This window comes from Collinsella sp. LCP19S3_H3 (assembly GCF_052119145.1).
In the GTDB taxonomy this organism is placed as follows: domain Bacteria; phylum Actinomycetota; class Coriobacteriia; order Coriobacteriales; family Coriobacteriaceae; genus Collinsella.
This window is the reverse complement of sequence record NZ_JBQKFW010000013.1, coordinates 1-17,845: the sequence shown is the minus strand read 5'-3', so window position 1 is coordinate 17,845 and position 17,845 is coordinate 1. Positions and strand designations below refer to the sequence as shown.

Sequence of the window (17,845 nt, the reverse complement as noted above, 5' to 3'; positions counted from 1 at the left end):
CTCTTAGTTGTTGGACTCGACGGTTGCGGGGGTGTCGGCCGCGTCCTCGAGCTGCAAGTTCAATAGCTTCATGCCGTACTCCGGCACGTTGATATCGATGGGTTGGCCATACAGGTCACCAGGACGCACAAAAGCGAGCACCGTCATCATGCGCGCCATGGCCTCGGGCGATTCGGTGAGCCCACGCTCAAACCAGCGCTGAATCATGCCGACCTCGGCACTCACGACGTAGGTGACGTAGTAGTCAAAGAACGTGCCCAGCGCCAGGCCCAAAATGCCCGTCTGTGCACGCGGCACCACAGCCTCACGCGCGGTGTCGATAATCCTTTTAATGAAGGCCTGGTCGCCGCCCGGACCCAGCAGAGCACCGATCAAGTCGCGGTTGGCCGCAAGATAACGCAGTAGCTCAACCGAACCGGGCGCCGGCTCGAGCTCATCGATGTTGTGATAAAGATCGGGCAGCCGAGCTGCGGTGATGAGCTCAATACGCTCACGGATCTCGGCCAGCAAGCCGTCCTCGATTTGATTGATAAAGTCGGGGATATCGCGGTAGTGCGAATAGAACGTACGGCGCGTAAGGCCGGCGCGCTCGGTGAGCGACGCGACGTTAATGCGCGAAAGGTCGCCGCTTTCGGCAAGCTCGCTGGCAAGTGCCTGGCGAAGGGCACGCTGCGAGCGAAGGGACCGGCGATCGCATTTCTCGAGCTGGGACAAGCGTCCTCCTTGTTACTCAGCCTGTGCGCTATTGCACAGTGCGAGTATTATTGCACACCGTGTGCATCAACACGTAAAGGCAATATTTGGATGCGACGAAGGGGCAGTCCCTTTGTCACATTATTCGATGATGGTGCGGGGGGTTTGCTTATGCATGGTGGCGAGCATGTGTTTGGGGACGGCGTGGACCATGCAGCTGCCGATAGTCGCGCTCGCGGCGGCCTTGGCCGCGTCACTGCCGTTTTTGGTCGCGTAGCTGTGGCGGAAGCGCTTGAGCATGGCGATGTCGTTGCCGCCGTCGCCGTAAACCGCGACCTCGTCCTCGGCAATGCCGTAGTAGCCCGCCAGCCAGGCCACACTCTCGCCCTTGTTACACGCCACGTCCGTGATCTCAAACATCACCGGATCGAACGGCGCGTTGACCACGCGGTCCGAGCGCTCGGCCAAATACGCCTTAAGGTCGCGCTCCAGCTCGGGCGAGGTCACGCGACAATTGATCTTGCATACGTCATGGCGCAGGATGTCACCGATCGACTGGTCGAAATACTGTTCCTCGTGATACCCCCCACGTGTACGCATGCCGCGCATCACGATGCGCTTGATAGGACTGTCCTTTTTAAAGCCCGCCTGGTGCATCTCGAACGATCCGCTCGAGAACATGCCGTCGGGCGTGGAGCAGTCGAAGCAAATGCCCGGAAACTCCTTGAGCAGCTCCTCGGTAATCTGCGGGTCGATGGTCCAGGTCTTGAGCACCTCGCCATGGCTGTTGCGTACGATGGACCCATTGGAGCAGCAGGCGTCAAGCGCCAGGCCCGTAAAGCCATGCTCGCCGATCGGCAGCGTCGAGCGCCCGGTCGCGGGAACCACATGCAGGCCAGCTTCGGTCAGCTCGCGAATGGCACGGCGGATGGTCCCGTCTGCCTCGTGCAGGGCGTTCAGCAGCGTTCCGTCTAAGTCGCTCGCAAACATCTTGATCATGGGCATGCCTCTCCTTCGTCTGCACGATATTGTAGACGAGAACGGGCGCGCCCCAAGAGAGGCACGCCCGTCAGGCGAAAGATTGTCCTACACCGCGGCGGGGCCGTGTTCGCCGGTGCGGATGCGGATGACCTCCTCGACCGGCTCGACCCAAATCTTGCCGTCGCCGACGGCGCCGGTGCGGGCGGCGTTGCAGATGATGTCGACAATGCCGTCAACATGCTCATCGGCGCAGATAAGGGTGAACTGTACCTTAGGGATCGTGTTGACAAGCAACTCGTTGCCGCGCACGTATTCCTTCCAGCCATGCTGCGCGCCGCAGCCCTGCACCTGGTTGATGGTCATGCCACGAACATCGGCAGCAAACAGTGCGTCTTTAAGAACCTCAAGCTTCTCGGCACGAACGATCGCCGTAATCTTCTTCATAGTGAATTCCTCTCTTTAATAAAGAAATGAACCGCTCATTCATGTGGCACGGGTTTTCCAGGTGCCCGAGATTGCCCCGAAAGAGGAGCGCCGCGTACTTCGGTACGCAAGCGACGGTTTGAGGGGCAAGGTCGGGTGCCTGGGAAAGCCGTGCTGCTAATCGAGCCCGGAGAACGAGGGATACGCGCTCTCGCCGTGCTGACTCGCATCCAGGCCCAGCGCCTCGTCTGCCTCGTCCACGCGCAGGCTGCCGTGGAACAGCGCCTTGACCACCGCGGCGATCACCAAATCGAGCACCAGTACAATAGCGACCGTCACCACAATGCCCAAAATCTGCGAGATGAGCAGCGACACGTCGCCCGTGTAGAACAGGCCGCCCTTACCGGTCCACGAGAGCTCAGGCACGCAGAACAGGCCCGTGAGCACGCCGCCCAAGATGCCGCCGATGCCGTGGCAGCCAAACGCGTCGAGCGCATCGTCGTAGCCAAACTTGGTCTTAAGATGGCTGATAGCCAGGTAGCAGACAGGTGATACGATCAGGCCCATGACCAGCGCTGCCCACGGCTCGACAAAGCCCGCACCCGGCGTGACCACCACAAGGCCCGCAACCAGACCGGTGCTGGCACCCACCAGCGTGGGGCGACCGGTATGCACGCGCTCGACGACAAGCCACGAGACCATGCCCGCCGCGCTGGCCGTCACGGTGTTGAGGATGGCGAGCGCCGCCACGGCGTCGGCCTTAAACTCGCTGCCGCCGTTAAAGCCAAACCAGCCAAACCAAAGTAGCCCGGCGCCCAGCGCCACAAACGGCACGTTATGCGGGCGGTAGCTCACCATGCCAAAGCCGCGACGACGGCCGAGCATTAAACAGAGAATCAGGCCCGTCAGACCGGACGAGATGTGCACCACGTCGCCGCCCGCAAAGTCGAGCGCGCCGATGATGTCGCCGATAAAGGAACCCTCACCGCCCCAGACCATGTGGGCGAGCGGCGCATAGACCACGAGCAGCCAAATGCCCAGGAAGGCCGTCATGGCACCAAACTTAACGCGGCCGGCCAGGCTGCCCGTGACGATAGCAGCCGTGATCATGGCAAACGCCATTTGGAAGGCGATGTTGATGATTTGAGGGTAGACGGCACCGTCCGCAGCATTGCCCTCGGCCGCCTGCAGCACCTGGTTGAGCACCGGCAAGCACAGCAGCTGGTCAAGGCCTCCAATAAACGGGCTCGAGCCGTCGCCGCCGTAGGCCAGCGACCAGCCGGCAACAATCCACAGCACACCAACCAGACCAATGGCGCCAAAGCACATAAGCATGGTGTTGATGACATTTTTGCGCCTGGACAGGCCGCCATAGAAAAACGCCAGACCCGGTGTCATTAAAAACACGAGCATGGTGCAGATGAGCATAAACGTTGTCGATCCCGTATCGTACATTCGCTCCCCCTTGATCGCATGAACGTTGTCGGCGCCCATAATGCGGCCGAGGGGCAACTGGTGTAGACCAGATACGGCGTTGTTAAACGCTGCGTTGTCGAATGGAAACGGTGCCGCAATCTTGGAAACGGCGCGGCAACGGACGCGAAACGAACGGGAAATACGCGAGCAAGGGAGCCGTGTGCGCGCCCATCCCGGCTAGCGCCGAAACAGCTCGTGGGCGCGGTCGCGGAGATTAGTTGCTCGAATGACACCTTCGTAGCGATTGATGCGCAGACGCGGGAAGGCATTGAAAAAGCGCAGGTCACGACGACTGAGTGACACGCTCGGCACCGGACGGCTCATGCGCTTGCCGGCAAGGCGACGACTGAGCGACGGACGCGGCATGCTCGGCGCGGCATCGGCCACGCGGCGGGCGGCAAGCGCCAGGCCGCGAGCACCATCCGAGATAAACGTCGGCATCGAAGCCTTCTCACGAAGGGCATCGAGCGCCGCGTCGCCCAGCTCGGCCAGCCACGCGTTAACGGCGCGGCTACGGATATGCGTCTGCGCTACCGAGTCAATCGTCGAATCGGGAATACGTTCGAGCATGGAGTCCGAGGCATCGGCAAGCGACTCATTGATGCGGTCGGCAAGGTCGGCGCGCACACGCTCCAGCTGATCGGACAGACGCCGCCAGCTCGCCAACGAGCACGCTGCGTCAACCATCATCGCGACCGCGACGATAAAGGCGGACAGCCGCACAATCAGCACCGGCAGATGGCCAAGCAGTCCCAGCAATGCCGGCTCCACTAAACGACAAATGCACAACGCGCCCAGGCCAAACGCGCAGGCCCAGTACAGGCAGATACGTCCGTGCAAGTTAAACGGCAGGTGCGAGTAGTCCCAAAAGCGTGCGCCTGTTGTCTTTTCCAATAGAAGGCCCACACTGTACTCGATGACGCTGCACACAAGCGCCGCGGCGACAAATTGGCTCGAGGCATCCGGAATCCCGCGCAGCAAAAGCCAGCAGGCTATGCCGCCCACACCATAGATAGGGCAACACGGCCCCAGCAAGAATCCGCTGTTGGCAAAGCGTCCTTGGTTGAGCATGGCGCAGACTGTCGACTCCCATGCCCAACCGCAAAACCCGTAAAAGGCAAACGAGAGCACCAGTGCCGAGAGCGGGCAGGCGGCAAGCGTCGCGCCGTCAAATGCCATGTCGATCGCGGTCCCCACCGTCTACCCTCTCCTCTTTTCGCTCGATTCTTCACTCACGCCATCGTCTGCCTCGTCCTTGCGCGGCAGACGGCCGGCGACCGTCTCGCGCAGAGCACACCATTTATCCGCCAGGCACACAATCCATGCCTCACGACACGTCGGCGGCACCGGCACCAGCGGAAACATATGCCGCACGATAATATTCCGCTCGCGCGACGTCAGCTCAAAATCTTCCTCCGCACGCGCCAGGGCAAAAAACGGATGCCGAAATCCGTGCAGGCGATGGCTTGGGTCGGGATCGTGCCAGTCATAAAGAAAGTAATCGTGCAGCAGGGCTCCGCGCAGCAACGAGGCGCGGTCGACGGAGATACCGACACGGCCCAAGCGCTCGGCAAAGGACAGGCTCGCCCGCGCTACCGAAGTCACATGTGCATAGACCGTCACATCGCCATGCTGGATAAACTCGCGCGTCAGGTCCAAGCGGCCCGCCTGGGCGAGCTGACGGGCGGCATAGTCGACCTCGTGCGCGATTTTCTCGGCACGAACGACATCGGACATGCTGCCTCCTTCCAGCGACTCACGGCGACAAGCCACAGCCTGCATGCATTGAATAAACCATAATCGAATCTACCAGTATGGCATCGGACAAAACGTTTTGCCCCACCAGTTGGCGAATTACCGCGCCGCCGTCACATATCAAACGCCAAAATGTGCGAGACTGTTTTGTGCAATTGTGCCGGCCGAGGGAGCGCCGGCGCTCGATTCGCATGGAGTAACCCACAACGATGCTGCTTACGCAAACGACAACGCCCGAGGACGTCAAGGCTCTCGACCGCGCCGAGCTTCCGCTGCTCTGCGGCGAGATCCGCCAGGCAATCCTCGAAAGCTCCGCCGCCGTCGGTGGGCACGTTGCCCCCAACCTGGGCGTCGTTGAGCTTACGGTTGCGCTTCATCGCGTGTTTAACTCCCCCATCGACAAGATTGTCTTTGACGTTTCGCACCAGACCTACGCTCACAAGGCGCTGACGGGGCGCGCGTACACCTATATCGATCCGGAGCGTTATGGTGAGGCTTCTGGCTTTGCCAATCCCGACGAGTCCGAGCACGACCTGTTTGCCATGGGCCATACCTCCACGTCGGTGAGCCTGGGCTGCGGCCTTGCCCACGCGCGCGACCTGGCGGGTGACGCGTACAACGTCATTACCATCATTGGCGACGGTTCGCTTTCGGGCGGCCTGGCGTTTGAGGGCCTCAACAATGCCGCCGAGCTCGACAGCAACTTGATCATCATCGTCAACGATAACGACCAGTCCATCGCCGAAAACCATGGCGGCCTGTATCGCAATCTGGCCGAGCTGCGCGCCAGCAACGGCGCCTGTGAGCGCAACGTTTTCCGCGCGATGGGGCTCGACTATCGCTATCTGGACGCTGGTAACGATGTGTTAGCCCTCGTCGACGCGCTGCAGGAACTACGCAATATCGATCATCCCATCGTGCTGCACGTCTCCACCGCCAAGGGCAAGGGCTTTGAGCCGGCCCAGAGCGACCCCGAGCGCTGGCACCATGTGGGTCCGTTTGACATGGCAACCGGGCGCAAGCTCTGCCCGGGCCATCCGAGCGAGCCTGCGCCGCGCACCTATGCCGACATTACGGGCGAGGCACTCAGCGCCGCCATCGAGCGCGATCCACAGGTCGTGGGCATCACGGCCGCCACGCCCTACATCATGGGCTTTACACCCGAGCTTCGCGCCGCGGCCGGCAAACAGTTCGTCGATGTGGGCATTGCCGAGGAGCACGCCGTGACCTTTGCCACCGCGCTTGCGCGCTCGGGCGCCAAGCCAGTCTTTGGTGTGTACGGCACGTTTTTGCAGCGCGCCTACGACGAGCTGTGGCACGACCTGTGCCTCAACGACACCTCCGCAACCATCCTGGTGTTTGGCGCGTCGATCTTTGGCACCACTTCCGAGACGCACCTCTCGTTCTTTGATATATCCATGCTGGGCGGACTTCCCAACATGCGCTATCTGGCACCGGCCTGCATGGAGGAATACCTGTCCATGCTGAGCTGGTCGCTCGACCACCGCGAGCATCCCGTGGCGATCCGCGTTCCGGGCATTGGCCTGGTTAGCCGCCCCGATTTGGCGCCCGCCGAGGACACCGACTACAGCGCCGTTCGCTACGACGTGGTGCGTCAGGGCCGCGACGTTGCCGTGCTCGCGCTTGGCGATTTCTTTGAGCTGGGCGAGCGCGTGACAAACCGCTTGGCTGCCGAATACGGCATAGAGGCCACGCTCGTCAACCCGCGCTTTGCAACCGAGCTTGACCGCGAGTCTCTCGATGGCCTCGCCGCCGAGCATCGCGTTGTCGTCACCCTCGAGGACGGCATCTTGGACGGTGGCTGGGGCGAGCGCGTCGCGTGCTACTTGTCCTGCACGCCCGTGCGCACGCGCACCTTTGGCATCGCCAAGGGCTTTCCCGACCGCTACGACCCCAACGAGCTGCTTGCTCAGAACGGCATAACGGTCGAGAACATGGCCGCCGAAGCGGTACGCCTGCTGAACGAGTAGAAAAACCTCCGCAAGGGAAGCACCCCTGCGGAGGTTTTTATTTTCCCAACTCAATTGTCTCGATCTGTAACACCTAGAGGACAAATCCTCGCCCAATTGTTACAGATCAAGACAAACCGTCTTTGCCCCTGTTGTTTGTCTCAATCTGTAACAGATAGAGACCTTTTGTCCGTCCAGATGTTACAGATCGAGACACTCAAATCCCCCTAAAGAGAAAATCTCAATCTGTAACAGTTACTCGGCAAAAATGGCTGCAGATGTTACAGATTGAGACAAAACAGCGAGGCAAGCCGCCACATCTGCAAGAACCACCACAAAGGTGCCTGTCCCCTTTGTGGTAGTTTTAAGTCATGGTCGGCGCGAAAAACGAATAACCGTTCATACGCGATCTCCTTACTTATATATGTCGCGTTGCCGCCATTATAGCGACCGCCGCGAGCGACCATGCCGTCTGCAAAACGCTATCTCAGCTGCAATAATCGACGTTTGCCCAGATAAAACCTGCTAAAATAAACCTGTCCCTTTTTGGTAGGTAGAATTACCCATAAGGTAAGTATGTTTCTGAGTTATTTCGTGTTGACCCATTTGAGCGCGATAGGGTATAACTCTATTCAACCGCTAGGGATTTTATTGAGAAAGGTGTTCTACCATGAGCAAGAACCTCTCCCAGCAGGTCGTTTTCGACCGTCGCGGCTTCATCGCCGCCACCTTTGCAACCGTCGCCGGCCTTGGTCTTGCCGGCTGCTCCGACACCAGCGCCGAGGCCGACAAGGGTTCCGCCGCCGGCTCCTCCAAGAGCCCCGAGGACACCGAGGCTTCCACCACGCTCGATGCCAAGGCATTCGACAAGCTCATCGACAACGGCCCCAAGGCCGATGACGACGCCATCGCCGCCAGCACCTGGGCCACGGCCGTCAAGGACGCCGGCGTCTTTAAGATCGGTGGCGTTCAGACCTCCACGCTCTTCTCCCTCCTCAACGAGAAGGACGGCAAGACCCGCGGCTTCGACGCCGGTATCGCGCAGCTCCTGTCCAACTACATTCTGGGCGAGAACAAGGTCGAGATCACCCAGGTGACCTCGGACACGCGTGAGTCCGTCCTGCAGAACGGCCAGGTCGATGCCGTCTTTGCCACCTACACCATTACCGATGAGCGCAAGAAGCTTGTCTCCTTTGCCGGTCCCTACTACTACACCCAGCAGGCCATCCTGGTGCTCGCCGACAACGACGACATCAAGAGCGTCGACGACCTGGCCGACAAGAACGTCGCCGTCCAGTCCGGGTCCAACGGCCCCGCCATCCTGGAGGAGTTCGCCCCCAAGGCCAGCCAGCAGGAGTTCAAGACCGACGAGGAGGCCCGCCAGGCACTTCAGCAGGGCCGCGTTGACGCCTACGTCATCGACAACAACATGCAGCAGAGCGCCCTGGTCCGCGAGCCCGGTAAGTACAAGATCGCCGGCAAGCCCTTCGGCAGCAAAGAGCCCTACGGCATCGGCCTGCCGCTCGATTCCGACGGCGTCGCCTTTGTCAACGACTTCCTTAAGAAGATCGAGGACGATGGCACCTGGACCGAGCTGTGGCAGATCTGCATCGGCGATCGCACGGGCGACACCAACGTTCCCGAGCTGCCCGAGATCGGCGCCTAGACAGCGAGCCCAGTAACGGCCGCTACGAAACCATACGGAAACGCACGATGCGCTTTATTGCGCTAAACTGTTTCCACACTGAGTTGTCGGGGCTTCCGTACACACGGGAGCCCCTTTCCTTATCGGCGGGAGGTCCGCATGAGTCTCTCCGAGCTCTGGTCGCTCTATGGCCAGAACTATATCGACGCGCTGCTAGCAACCTGGGGCATGACGCTTGAGTCGTTTGCCATCGCCATGGTGCTGGCCGTCGCTGTCACCGTGATGCGCGTGTCGCCGCTCAAGCCGCTGCGCATTTTTGGCGACCTGTATGTTCAGGTCTTCCGTAACATCCCCGGCATCGCGCTGCTTATCATCGTCGTCTATGCGCTGCCGCCGCTCAAGGTCGTCCTGCCCTACCGCACCTGCGTTATCGTCGCCACGGTCCTTTTGGGCTCGGCCTTTGGCTCCGAGAACTTTATGAGCGGCATCAACACCGTCGGCGTCGGCCAGGTGGAAGCCGCGCGCTCGCTCGGCATGAGCTTCAGCCGTATCCTCGCCAAGATCGTGATTCCGCAGGCGCTGCGCTCGAGCGTGCTGCCCATGACCAACCTCTTTATCGCCGTCATGCTCACCACCGCACTCGGCAGCCAGGTACCGCTTCAACCGCAGGAGCTCACCGGCGTGGTGAGCTACATCAACACGCGCTCGCTCGGCGGCGTCGCCGCGTTCTTTATCTCGGCGCTCGGCTACCTGGGCACGGCCTTTGTGGTGAGCCACATTGGCAACTACATCGATAAGAAGGTGAGGATCCTCCGATGAGCAAGCATTCCACCTCCGCGCTCACCATGCGCGATGCGCTCTACGAGGCCCCCGGCCCCAAGATGCGTGCCAAGATTCGCATCGGCACCGCCATCTCGCTTGTTGCCGTCGCCGCACTCGCCGTCCTCGTGTTGCAGCGCTTTTATGTGACCGGTCAGCTTTCGGTCCACTATTGGTATTTCTTTACGCACCTCACCACCTGGAAGTTCCTGCTTGCCGGCTTTGAGGGCACCGTTAAAGTCGCACTCACCGCTGGCGCCATCGCGCTGGTGTTGGGCCTAGCCCTTATGCTCGGCCGCACCAGCGACATTAAGCCGCTGCAGCTGGTCTGCCGCGTGCTCACCGATTTCTTCCGCGGCGTACCGAGCCTGCTGTTCATCTACTTCTTCTTTTTGGTGCTGCCTCAGTACAAAATTGCGCTGCCGTCGTTTTGGATGCTCACGCTCCCCGTCGCGCTCGCTGCAGCCGGCGTGCTGGCCGAGATCTTTCGCGCGGGCGCCAACGCCGTGCCGCGCGGGCAGGTCGAGGCAGCCCAAGCGCTCGGTCTCTCCAAAGCTAAAATCACCTTTAAAATCGTGCTGCCGCAGGCGATTCGGTTTATCATTCCGTCATTGATTTCGCAGCTTGTGGTCGTAGTCAAAGACACCACCGTCGCTTACGTGGTGAGCTACCCCGACCTCATGCAAAATGCCCGCGTGCTCATTACCAACTACGACGCCCTCGTGTCGGTCTACCTGGTAATCGCGGTCATCTACATCCTCATCAACGTCGCGATCAACAAGGCCGCTGTCTACGTTTCGCACAAGACCGGCGCGACCATCATCCGCTAACGCTTTACCATTTCCAGTCATAAGGAGCCGAGCACCATGGCACAGAGCACCTCTTCCACCGGCAATCAGCCGCTGATCGAGCTCAGGCACGTCGATAAGCACTATGGCGATCTGCACGTCCTCAACGACATCAATCTCTCGGTCGACCGCGGCGAGGTCGTCGTCGTGATCGGCCCCTCGGGCTCGGGCAAGTCGACCATGTGCCGAACCATCAACCGCTTGGAAACCATCGACTCGGGCGAGATCCTCATCGAAGGCGAGCCCCTGCCGCAGGAAGGCAAGGACCTTGCCCGTATGCGTGCCGAGCTGGGCATGGTGTTTCAGCAGTTCAACCTGTTCGCACATATGACCGTGCTGCAGAACGTCATGCTGGGACCGGTCGACGTGCTGGGCGTCTCCAAGGACGAGGCCCGCGAGCGCGCCATGGACCTGCTGGGCCGCGTGGGCGTTGCCGAACAGGCCGATAAGGTGCCCGCACAGCTCTCGGGCGGCCAGCAGCAGCGTGTAGCCATCGCCCGCTCGCTTGCCATGCAACCCAAGGCCATGCTTTTTGATGAGCCCACGAGCGCCCTTGACCCCGAGATGATCAACGAGGTGCTCGAGGTCATGGTCCGTCTGGCCCAGCAGGGCATGACGATGATCGTCATTACGCACGAGATGAACTTTGCCCGCCGCGTGGCCGATCGCGTCGTGTTTATGGCCGACGGCCAAATCGTGGAAACCGGCACGCCCGACGAGTTCTTCGACCACCCCCAGACCAAGCGCGCCCAGGACTTCCTCAACTCCATCAAGGGCCACTAACCAGCAACCCCTTGGGACAAATCCATTGAAAGTGTTGTCCCACGTCTCTCATGCGCCCTGTCACCTACAGATTCGAAAGCAGCACCCATGATCGGAACACGTACTTCCTCGTCCTATACCCCGCACGTCGACGTTGCCCCCTCCGACCGCCCGCTCATCCTCGTCGCGCCGCGTTGGGAAGAGGCAAAGCCGTTTTTAAGCGAGACGCTCTCCCCCAACGAGGAAATCGCCAGTGTCTTTGTCGATGCCATCCTTGCCGCCGGCGGTCTGCCGCTGCAGATGTCCATCACCGAGGACATTGAGGTCATCCGTCATTACGTCGATATCGCCGACGGCATCGCCATTCCCGGCGGCCCCGATGTCAATCCCAAACGTTGGGGCGATGATCGACCCTACGACCCCACCCTCTGCTGCGAGATCCGCGATAGCTTTGAGTTTAAGCTGGTCGACGAGGTGCTCCGCGCCAAAAAGCCGCTCTTTACCACCTGCCGCGGCACGCAGCTGCTCAATGTCGCCACTGGCGGCACCCTGTGCATGGACGTACCGAGCCTGGGCGCGCGCGAGGGCCGCACGCAGTGGCGCCATACCCACGTGCTCAACGACCCCGTGCATCCCGTCGAGGTCGTGCCGGGCTCGCTTCTGGAGCGCGCGGTTGGCGGGCACAGGCTTATCCAGACCAACTCCGCACACCACTGCTGCGTCGAGCGTCTGGGTAAGAGCACGCGCTTGGTCGCCAAGGCAACCGACGGCGTTCCCGAGTGCATCGAGGTCGAAGGCCAGCCTTTCTGCCTGGGCGTGCAATGGCATCCCGAGTACACCTGGCAGACGCTCGAGACCGACTTTAACCTGTGGAAGTCGTTTGTCGAGGCGGCGGCCAAGGTAAAGCAGGCCCGCTAGTTCGCGAACCGCACAGGCTAAAGCTTTCCATGCCAGGAGGGGCGGACACCAGCCACAGTGCCCGCCCCCCCCCTGTATTTGGTATGCTCGGTCCAATGCCCCATCAGGAAATTTCAATCACTTCATCACATGCCGAGATAAGCACAGGATCATGCGTAGCGATGACCATGATATGTCGCCGCCTTCTTTCCTTAAGGATTTCGATAAATGCCCGCTTGCTTTGGCTGTCAAGCGCAGATGTCGGCTCATCAAACATCATCACGTCCGGGTTTTTCAACAACTGACGAATAATCGCTATCTTTTGCTTCTCCCCTCCTGAGATGTTGTTCTGTTTATCGTCCAGCTCAGCATCAAGTCCGCCACTTGAATCGACCATCTTTTTAAGCCCCATTCTCTCGATAAGGCTCTCAAGGTCACGATCTTCAGCTGTTCCGCAACAAAGAGTTAAATTCTCCCGTATCGACCCCTCGGTCAGAGGCGGTTCCTGCTCCGTAATCCCGATATTGCGCTTCCGCAGTGCATAGCGGTCCAGAGAGCTCAGAGGCTTGTTGTTAATCCAAATAACACCCTTGCAGTTTTCCGGATCGCAACCGCTCATCACATCCAGCAGCGTGCTCTTACCAGAACCGTTCGGTCCAACGATTCCGTATAGCTTTCCTTTTTTAAAAGAAGCCCGAATATCTCTGAATGTAGTCTTTACGGACCCAGGATATTTATAAGTCAGCTCAAAGCAACTCACCTCGTGGACATCATCGAGGATGACGGTCCCGTTTGAGTCCTCAGGCATATCCAGCAAACGCCGCAAACGCTCGTAGGACACCTTTGACGTTTGATAGTCCTTGCCCAGAGCAAGGAAGAATTCAATAGCCGAAGAATAATAGGAGTAGTAGCTTAGCGCCGTCATAAGATAGCCAGGCAGCAAATTGCCGTCGAGAACTTCCTTTGCGCCTAGAATCAAGATTCCACCCTGCGCCAAAGACGTGACGACGGCGTTGGCAAACGTAAAAGTCGCATTTATTTTCTGGTTCTGGTAAACGCAACGATATAGCTCTGCAAAAGAGCGCTCAAGCCTTTGCTTGAAGACTTCGAATAAAACATGTCTGCGAATAAATTGTGCGTTGCTAAGCTGCTCTTCTAGATCGGAAAAGAATCGAGCTTCCTGCTCTTGGGCTTCAAAACTTCTTGCAAACAAACGCTTTTTGAAAAGCGAATAGACCGCGCCGCTTATTATGCCAAGAGCCATGCACAGCACTGCCAGGCGACCGTTTATGGTCGCCAGGACAACAAACACCACAAGCAACGTCACTATATTGCTTACGCTTTGGACACTTGCGTTTATAACAAATATTACTAAATCGTTAGCGTCATGATTAATCTGTTGGTTGTAATATGAGGCATCAAAATTAGAAAAGAAGGCCCGAGGTAGCCTTTGAACGTGACTTATCACCTCTTCATTCAATGCAAATCCCACATGTGTCTGCAGGTCGACATAGACCAGCCCGCTGACGCAATTCAAACCGGCTTGCACAATACCCAGCGCCGCTATCTCAGCGCCGATGACAATTGCGTTTTCCCCATCTCGCGCGATGCCAACAAAGTTGTTGACCAGCTGTCCCGTCAGAAAAGGAATTGCCAGACCAACCATAAGCGAGAGCAGGCACATTAGAAGATAGGTTATATACTTTGGATTCTTGATTATTGTTCTTGCGCAGAGATTAAACATGTGCTGAATCCAGTTCCGAAAGCAATCGTTGAGCCTTCTCGGTCAAAATCATTCGTTGACGCACCTGATACCTTTGAGATACGCACTGTTTTGACCCTCCGTGAAGAGCATGATTAGGGCAACCTCCCATGCATGAGGGATAGGCGAAACACTCTTCACACTCATGATCGCCCGGCTCATAGTTTAGCCATTGGACCAGCTGAGCATTCATCCTCGACCCTTCGGCAAGTGTGCCGACGGAGCGTTCACGCATACCGATTTCATCCCAACATTTATAAAGGTAGCCCTCCGGATCCACTACAAATGACCCTGCACAAACAGCGCCACATATAGCCGGATTAAAGCGCACCGTCAGGTCAACGTAGAACCCCCTATCAACGGCATGGCTATAAAAGTCCAGCTCTTCCTGAGAAAATGCCTCCATCGAAAAACAACTACTGTCGCTTGGGCACGTATCATTGATATTGTCGACAGGCGCTAGGTAGAATCCCACCTTGTTTTTAAGGCCCTTTTCCTCGAGCGCATCCAGCAAATCGCCAGCACCGACAATGTTATGGGCATCGACATTGCACCTGATAGAAATATCTAACAGATGGGTGACTTTAGAAACGTTGTCTAGAATCGCATCGTATGTCGGCTGTCCGTTCCGCAAGATTCGCCGGGAATCATGATCTTGTCGAGAACCGTCCAAAGTCACCTGAGCCATCTTGACGTCACAAGCCGCGAGAGCCGCAGCCACTTCTGGCGTCAGAAGATACCCATTTGTGACAATGGATGCCGCATAGGAACACTCCGGATTAAGGACCCCCTTTATACGCTCTGTGAGTCGCTGAATTCTATCGACTTGTAGCAGCGGCTCTCCACCATACCAACTGATGTCAAACTCGCTCAGTCCCCGTGAACGCTCTTTCACGAATGAAACAAGTCGGTCTTCGACCTCCGGAGTCATTGTCGTTTTGCGTTGCCCTTTTTCATAGCAGTATGGGCAACAGAAGTTGCACTCCAATGTCGGGGCTATCGTCATGCCGAGAGAGCGATCAGAAAACCGAACAAGACGGCCTATCGCCTTCATTTCCTCCTTTTCGTCACGATCATCTTCTAACAGCATTCCTCCTTGAAGCAACGCTTCGCGCAATTCATCTGGCTCCCATTCGCTTCCCGATACCATGCGGCACATTCTTTCTGCATGCTGCTTATCTAACGAAAGGATCGCACCGGTCTTCGCATTCATCACCAGCGTCCTTTCGCCACGGTTTTCAATCAGGTTGTATTGAGACAGTCTCATATGTTTATCCCTCACAAGCAATCAAAGAAATCTCGACCGCAATCGGTCGACGGTAAAGCAAATAGCAAAAACACTTGCTACGTTTATGAGGCAGTCAATTAAAATCGAAACGCATTGACTATCCTCCAACGGGGTCACACCGCAAATCCACATCAGCATCGAGGACGGAAGCGGAAGCATGGAATTGGCCCCGATCTGCATGTAGATCGCTACGACGTTGACCAGCAACAGCATGCCAATCGGACCGAAGCCGGACCCAAAATAGGAAACAACGATCACGCAAGAGACCACATATGCAAGGCAGACCGCACTCGCCAGAAGAAGTCGATCGCAAAACATATTCAGGTTGAAACACTGTTGAGCATCCAAAACGATTGCGCAGTTAAGACAGTACAAAACGACACTCGACAGGATAAACGCGACCAAAAGGGCGAGGGAAGACAGTATCGCCCGCGCAACAGTAGCGCACACCCGCTTCCCTCCCCGAGCCGCCGACAACCCCCACGGTTCCTCAATAAAGCCCGAACTGACAAAGCGCGGCACAATGCAAGCCGCGATGAACGGAAAGAACAATGCATGAGCCAACGGGGCTACGTTGAACAGCAGACCGCGAAAAACCTCTGCATTACCAAATAGAAGGACATCCTCTGCCGATAGCCGAAGCGTCGGGTCTGGGAAAAAGCCCAAGAAACTGTTCTCACGGAGGCCACAGAACCACATCGGGAAAGAATTAAGCTGCAATACCACCATGCACGCATAAATTACCAAGATTAAGGCGTACGCCCATTTGCTCACATGTTTTGATTCTGAATGGAGAAATCTTTTAATCTGACGAACCATTGAGCACACCCCCAGCGTGAAAGCTCACGAGAGCGTAAATCAATACCGATAGACAGCTGGCTGCCACGCCATATTCCAGAAGTATCAGCTGACCCATATCGCTATACCCAAGGGCACATCCGACTCCAAGGTACGGCCCTGGAAGGAGGAAGATCCATCGCAAGGATGGTATGGGCGCCTGAAGGAAGGTTCCGTAGAGCGTCAAGCTCATGACAAATCCAACTATTAGCACAGCCCCGCTCAATACAGCGCTGCCTGTGATCCGATAGAAGGTCATCGTCTCCAACGCAACCGATATCACCAATACGGCGTTGACTATCATTGCAGGCAAAAATACAGTTAGCATGTCGTGCGAGTAGTTATGCCCTCCACGTATTATGGCTATTGCAAAAAGAAGAAGGCAAAGCGCACTATATGCTGCACCAATTATTAAAGCAGACGAAAATGCATGGGCTAGAGCCCCATAAAAGCGGTTGAGACCTCTTGCCAAAGAAATTCGGCAGCCCTCTTCATAGCCACGCTCCTGTAGAATTACCAGGCAAACGATGAGCGGTACAAACAGAGATGTGCCGGCAAAGGCGCTACGCACAAGGGACTCATCGGGTGCAGAAGGATCGATTACATTCCAGCAGAAGCCAATATCCTCCCCAAAAACGCTATTGCCAAAGGCGAGCAACGTTGTTCTGTTTTTTAGAAAGATGCCGAAGAGAAGGCCGAACGCCAGCATAAGCGCAAGACCAAACTTCGCCGGAAATATCCTGTGCAAACGCATCATATCTGCCTTTATGGGATGGATCGCCCGCTTCATAGCGAGACCGCCTTCATCAAGCGCCTGTAATACTCTTTTAGGGACGACGCCTCATCCCTTATGACGTCCATCGATTCCTTTTTTAGCTGTTCGCCGTCATGAATAAACACGCAACTTGTTGCAACCGATGCCAACTCATCCAAATCATGACTAGAGATGAGCATGGTCTTGCCCTGCTCTCGATTCAATCGACCGATAAGGGCCCATATACTCTCGATGCCCAGCGGGTCCAACCCGTTTGCTGGCTCATCAAAAATAAGCAGATCAGTGTCACCCAACAAAGCCGTAGCTATATCCAGCCGCCGTTTCATTCCCAGAGAAAAACTGCTCACGCTCTTTTTCTCATCGACGTCCAGCCCGACTAGGCTCAAAACGCGAGGAATCTCACGATTCGCATCAAGCCCCCATTCCGCACATCGGATCCGAAGATTCTCAGCCGCACTGAGGGATTGGTATGCTCCGCAGGAATCTGGCACATAGCCGACACGCGTCCGCATCAGGCTCAGCTCTTTTTCCGACTTGCCTCCAAAGAGCTCCACGCTCCCCGACGATGGCTCACAGAGGCCCAGCACTATTTTAATAAGCGTGCTTTTGCCCGCCCCGTTTGCACCAACAAGGGCGCAAAGCTCAGACTGATCCACCTCGAAGGAAACGTCATGCAATACACGCCGTTTTCCATAGCGCTTTGACACCTTTGATAGCTTTATCGCTGATGCGCTCATTGGCCTCCTGTTCTGCTTGATAATCAAAACCACCCCTAAAAGGGGTGGTTTGCTCTTAGGGTATAACCCTTGGATTTCCGGCACGCGTCTAAAGGCGCCGGCCCTCACGGGGTTCGGGCCGCACTGCAGATTGACCCGTGGCGGGCCGGTCAAACCGGCGCTATTTACGCCCCGGCC

Annotated in this window: 17 protein-coding genes; 6 read left to right on the top strand and 11 right to left on the bottom strand. The window is 57.5% G+C overall.

Translation table 11 applies throughout. The features are described 5' to 3' along the window. Positions 1–3 precede the first annotated feature (3 nt). From ACTQZF_RS07450 to ACTQZF_RS07425, 6 genes are all read right to left on the bottom strand, one after another. Positions 4–714, bottom strand: a complete 711-nt coding sequence (locus ACTQZF_RS07450) for a TetR/AcrR family transcriptional regulator (protein WP_427728052.1) — start codon at positions 712–714, stop codon at positions 4–6. 120 nt (positions 715–834) lie between these two features. Beyond that, positions 835–1,692, bottom strand: a complete 858-nt coding sequence (locus ACTQZF_RS07445) for an HAD hydrolase family protein (protein WP_441554965.1) — start codon at positions 1,690–1,692, stop codon at positions 835–837. Between the two features lie 87 nt (positions 1,693–1,779). Next, positions 1,780–2,118 (bottom strand): P-II family nitrogen regulator, encoded by a 339-nt coding sequence (locus ACTQZF_RS07440; RefSeq protein WP_117629936.1) that lies wholly within the window; start codon positions 2,116–2,118, stop codon positions 1,780–1,782. Positions 2,119–2,274: 156 nt separating this feature from the next. Next, positions 2,275–3,552 carry an ammonium transporter gene (locus ACTQZF_RS07435; RefSeq protein WP_441554964.1) on the bottom strand — a complete coding sequence of 426 codons (1,278 nt, stop codon included), beginning with the start codon at positions 3,550–3,552 and terminating at the stop codon, positions 2,275–2,277. Between the two features lie 198 nt (positions 3,553–3,750). Further along, positions 3,751–4,752, bottom strand: coding sequence for a putative ABC transporter permease (locus ACTQZF_RS07430; protein ID WP_441554963.1), 1,002 nt, complete (start codon positions 4,750–4,752; stop codon positions 3,751–3,753). Positions 4,753–4,773: 21 nt separating this feature from the next. Next, positions 4,774–5,310, bottom strand: coding sequence for an HD domain-containing protein (locus ACTQZF_RS07425; RefSeq protein ID WP_441063673.1), 537 nt, complete (start codon positions 5,308–5,310; stop codon positions 4,774–4,776). Between the two features lie 227 nt (positions 5,311–5,537). Here ACTQZF_RS07425 and ACTQZF_RS07420 point away from each other — a divergent pair, with 227 nt between their 5' ends. From ACTQZF_RS07420 to ACTQZF_RS07395, 6 genes are all read left to right on the top strand, one after another. Then, the gene (locus ACTQZF_RS07420; RefSeq protein WP_441554962.1) at positions 5,538–7,319 is read left to right on the top strand and encodes a 1-deoxy-D-xylulose-5-phosphate synthase; all 1,782 of its coding nucleotides are present in this window, start codon (positions 5,538–5,540) and stop codon (positions 7,317–7,319) included. Positions 7,320–7,968: 649 nt separating this feature from the next. After that, the gene (locus tag ACTQZF_RS07415) at positions 7,969–8,964 is read left to right on the top strand and encodes a glutamate ABC transporter substrate-binding protein (protein ID WP_441032898.1); all 996 of its coding nucleotides are present in this window, start codon (positions 7,969–7,971) and stop codon (positions 8,962–8,964) included. Positions 8,965–9,102: 138 nt separating this feature from the next. Continuing rightward, entirely contained in the window at positions 9,103–9,762 is a 660-nt protein-coding gene (locus ACTQZF_RS07410) for an amino acid ABC transporter permease (protein WP_154514877.1), read from the top strand. Next, complete coding sequence (locus ACTQZF_RS07405; RefSeq protein WP_441554961.1) at positions 9,759–10,592, top strand: amino acid ABC transporter permease; 834 nt, start codon at positions 9,759–9,761, stop codon at positions 10,590–10,592. Before ACTQZF_RS07410 ends, ACTQZF_RS07405 begins: the two co-directional genes overlap by 4 nt. Positions 10,593–10,628: 36 nt before the next feature. Further along, entirely contained in the window at positions 10,629–11,393 is a 765-nt protein-coding gene (locus ACTQZF_RS07400; RefSeq protein WP_022094659.1) for an amino acid ABC transporter ATP-binding protein, read from the top strand. Positions 11,394–11,480: 87 nt separating this feature from the next. Next, a complete protein-coding gene (locus ACTQZF_RS07395) occupies positions 11,481–12,290 on the top strand; it encodes a gamma-glutamyl-gamma-aminobutyrate hydrolase family protein (RefSeq protein ID WP_427793644.1) in 810 nt (269 codons plus the stop codon). A 103-nt stretch (positions 12,291–12,393) separates the two neighbouring features. On the opposite strand, the gene ACTQZF_RS07390 is transcribed toward ACTQZF_RS07395, so the two are convergent. The 5 genes from ACTQZF_RS07390 to ACTQZF_RS07370 form a co-directional block, all read right to left on the bottom strand. Further along, entirely contained in the window at positions 12,394–14,013 is a 1,620-nt protein-coding gene (locus tag ACTQZF_RS07390; protein ID WP_441554960.1) for an ATP-binding cassette domain-containing protein, read from the bottom strand. After that, positions 14,006–15,298 (bottom strand): radical SAM protein, encoded by a 1,293-nt coding sequence (locus tag ACTQZF_RS07385; RefSeq protein ID WP_441554959.1) that lies wholly within the window; start codon positions 15,296–15,298, stop codon positions 14,006–14,008. The genes ACTQZF_RS07390 and ACTQZF_RS07385 overlap by 8 nt, the downstream gene beginning before the upstream one ends. Before the next feature lie 21 nt (positions 15,299–15,319). Next, a complete protein-coding gene (locus tag ACTQZF_RS07380; protein WP_441554958.1) occupies positions 15,320–16,138 on the bottom strand; it encodes a hypothetical protein in 819 nt (272 codons plus the stop codon). Continuing rightward, positions 16,122–16,946: a hypothetical protein gene (locus ACTQZF_RS07375; protein WP_441554957.1), complete on the bottom strand. Its 825-nt coding sequence runs from the start codon at positions 16,944–16,946 to the stop codon at positions 16,122–16,124. Before ACTQZF_RS07375 ends, ACTQZF_RS07380 begins: the two co-directional genes overlap by 17 nt. Further along, on the bottom strand, positions 16,943–17,845 hold a 903-nt coding region (locus ACTQZF_RS07370), incomplete at its 5' end, for an ABC transporter ATP-binding protein (RefSeq protein ID WP_441554956.1). The genes ACTQZF_RS07375 and ACTQZF_RS07370, both read right to left, overlap by 4 nt.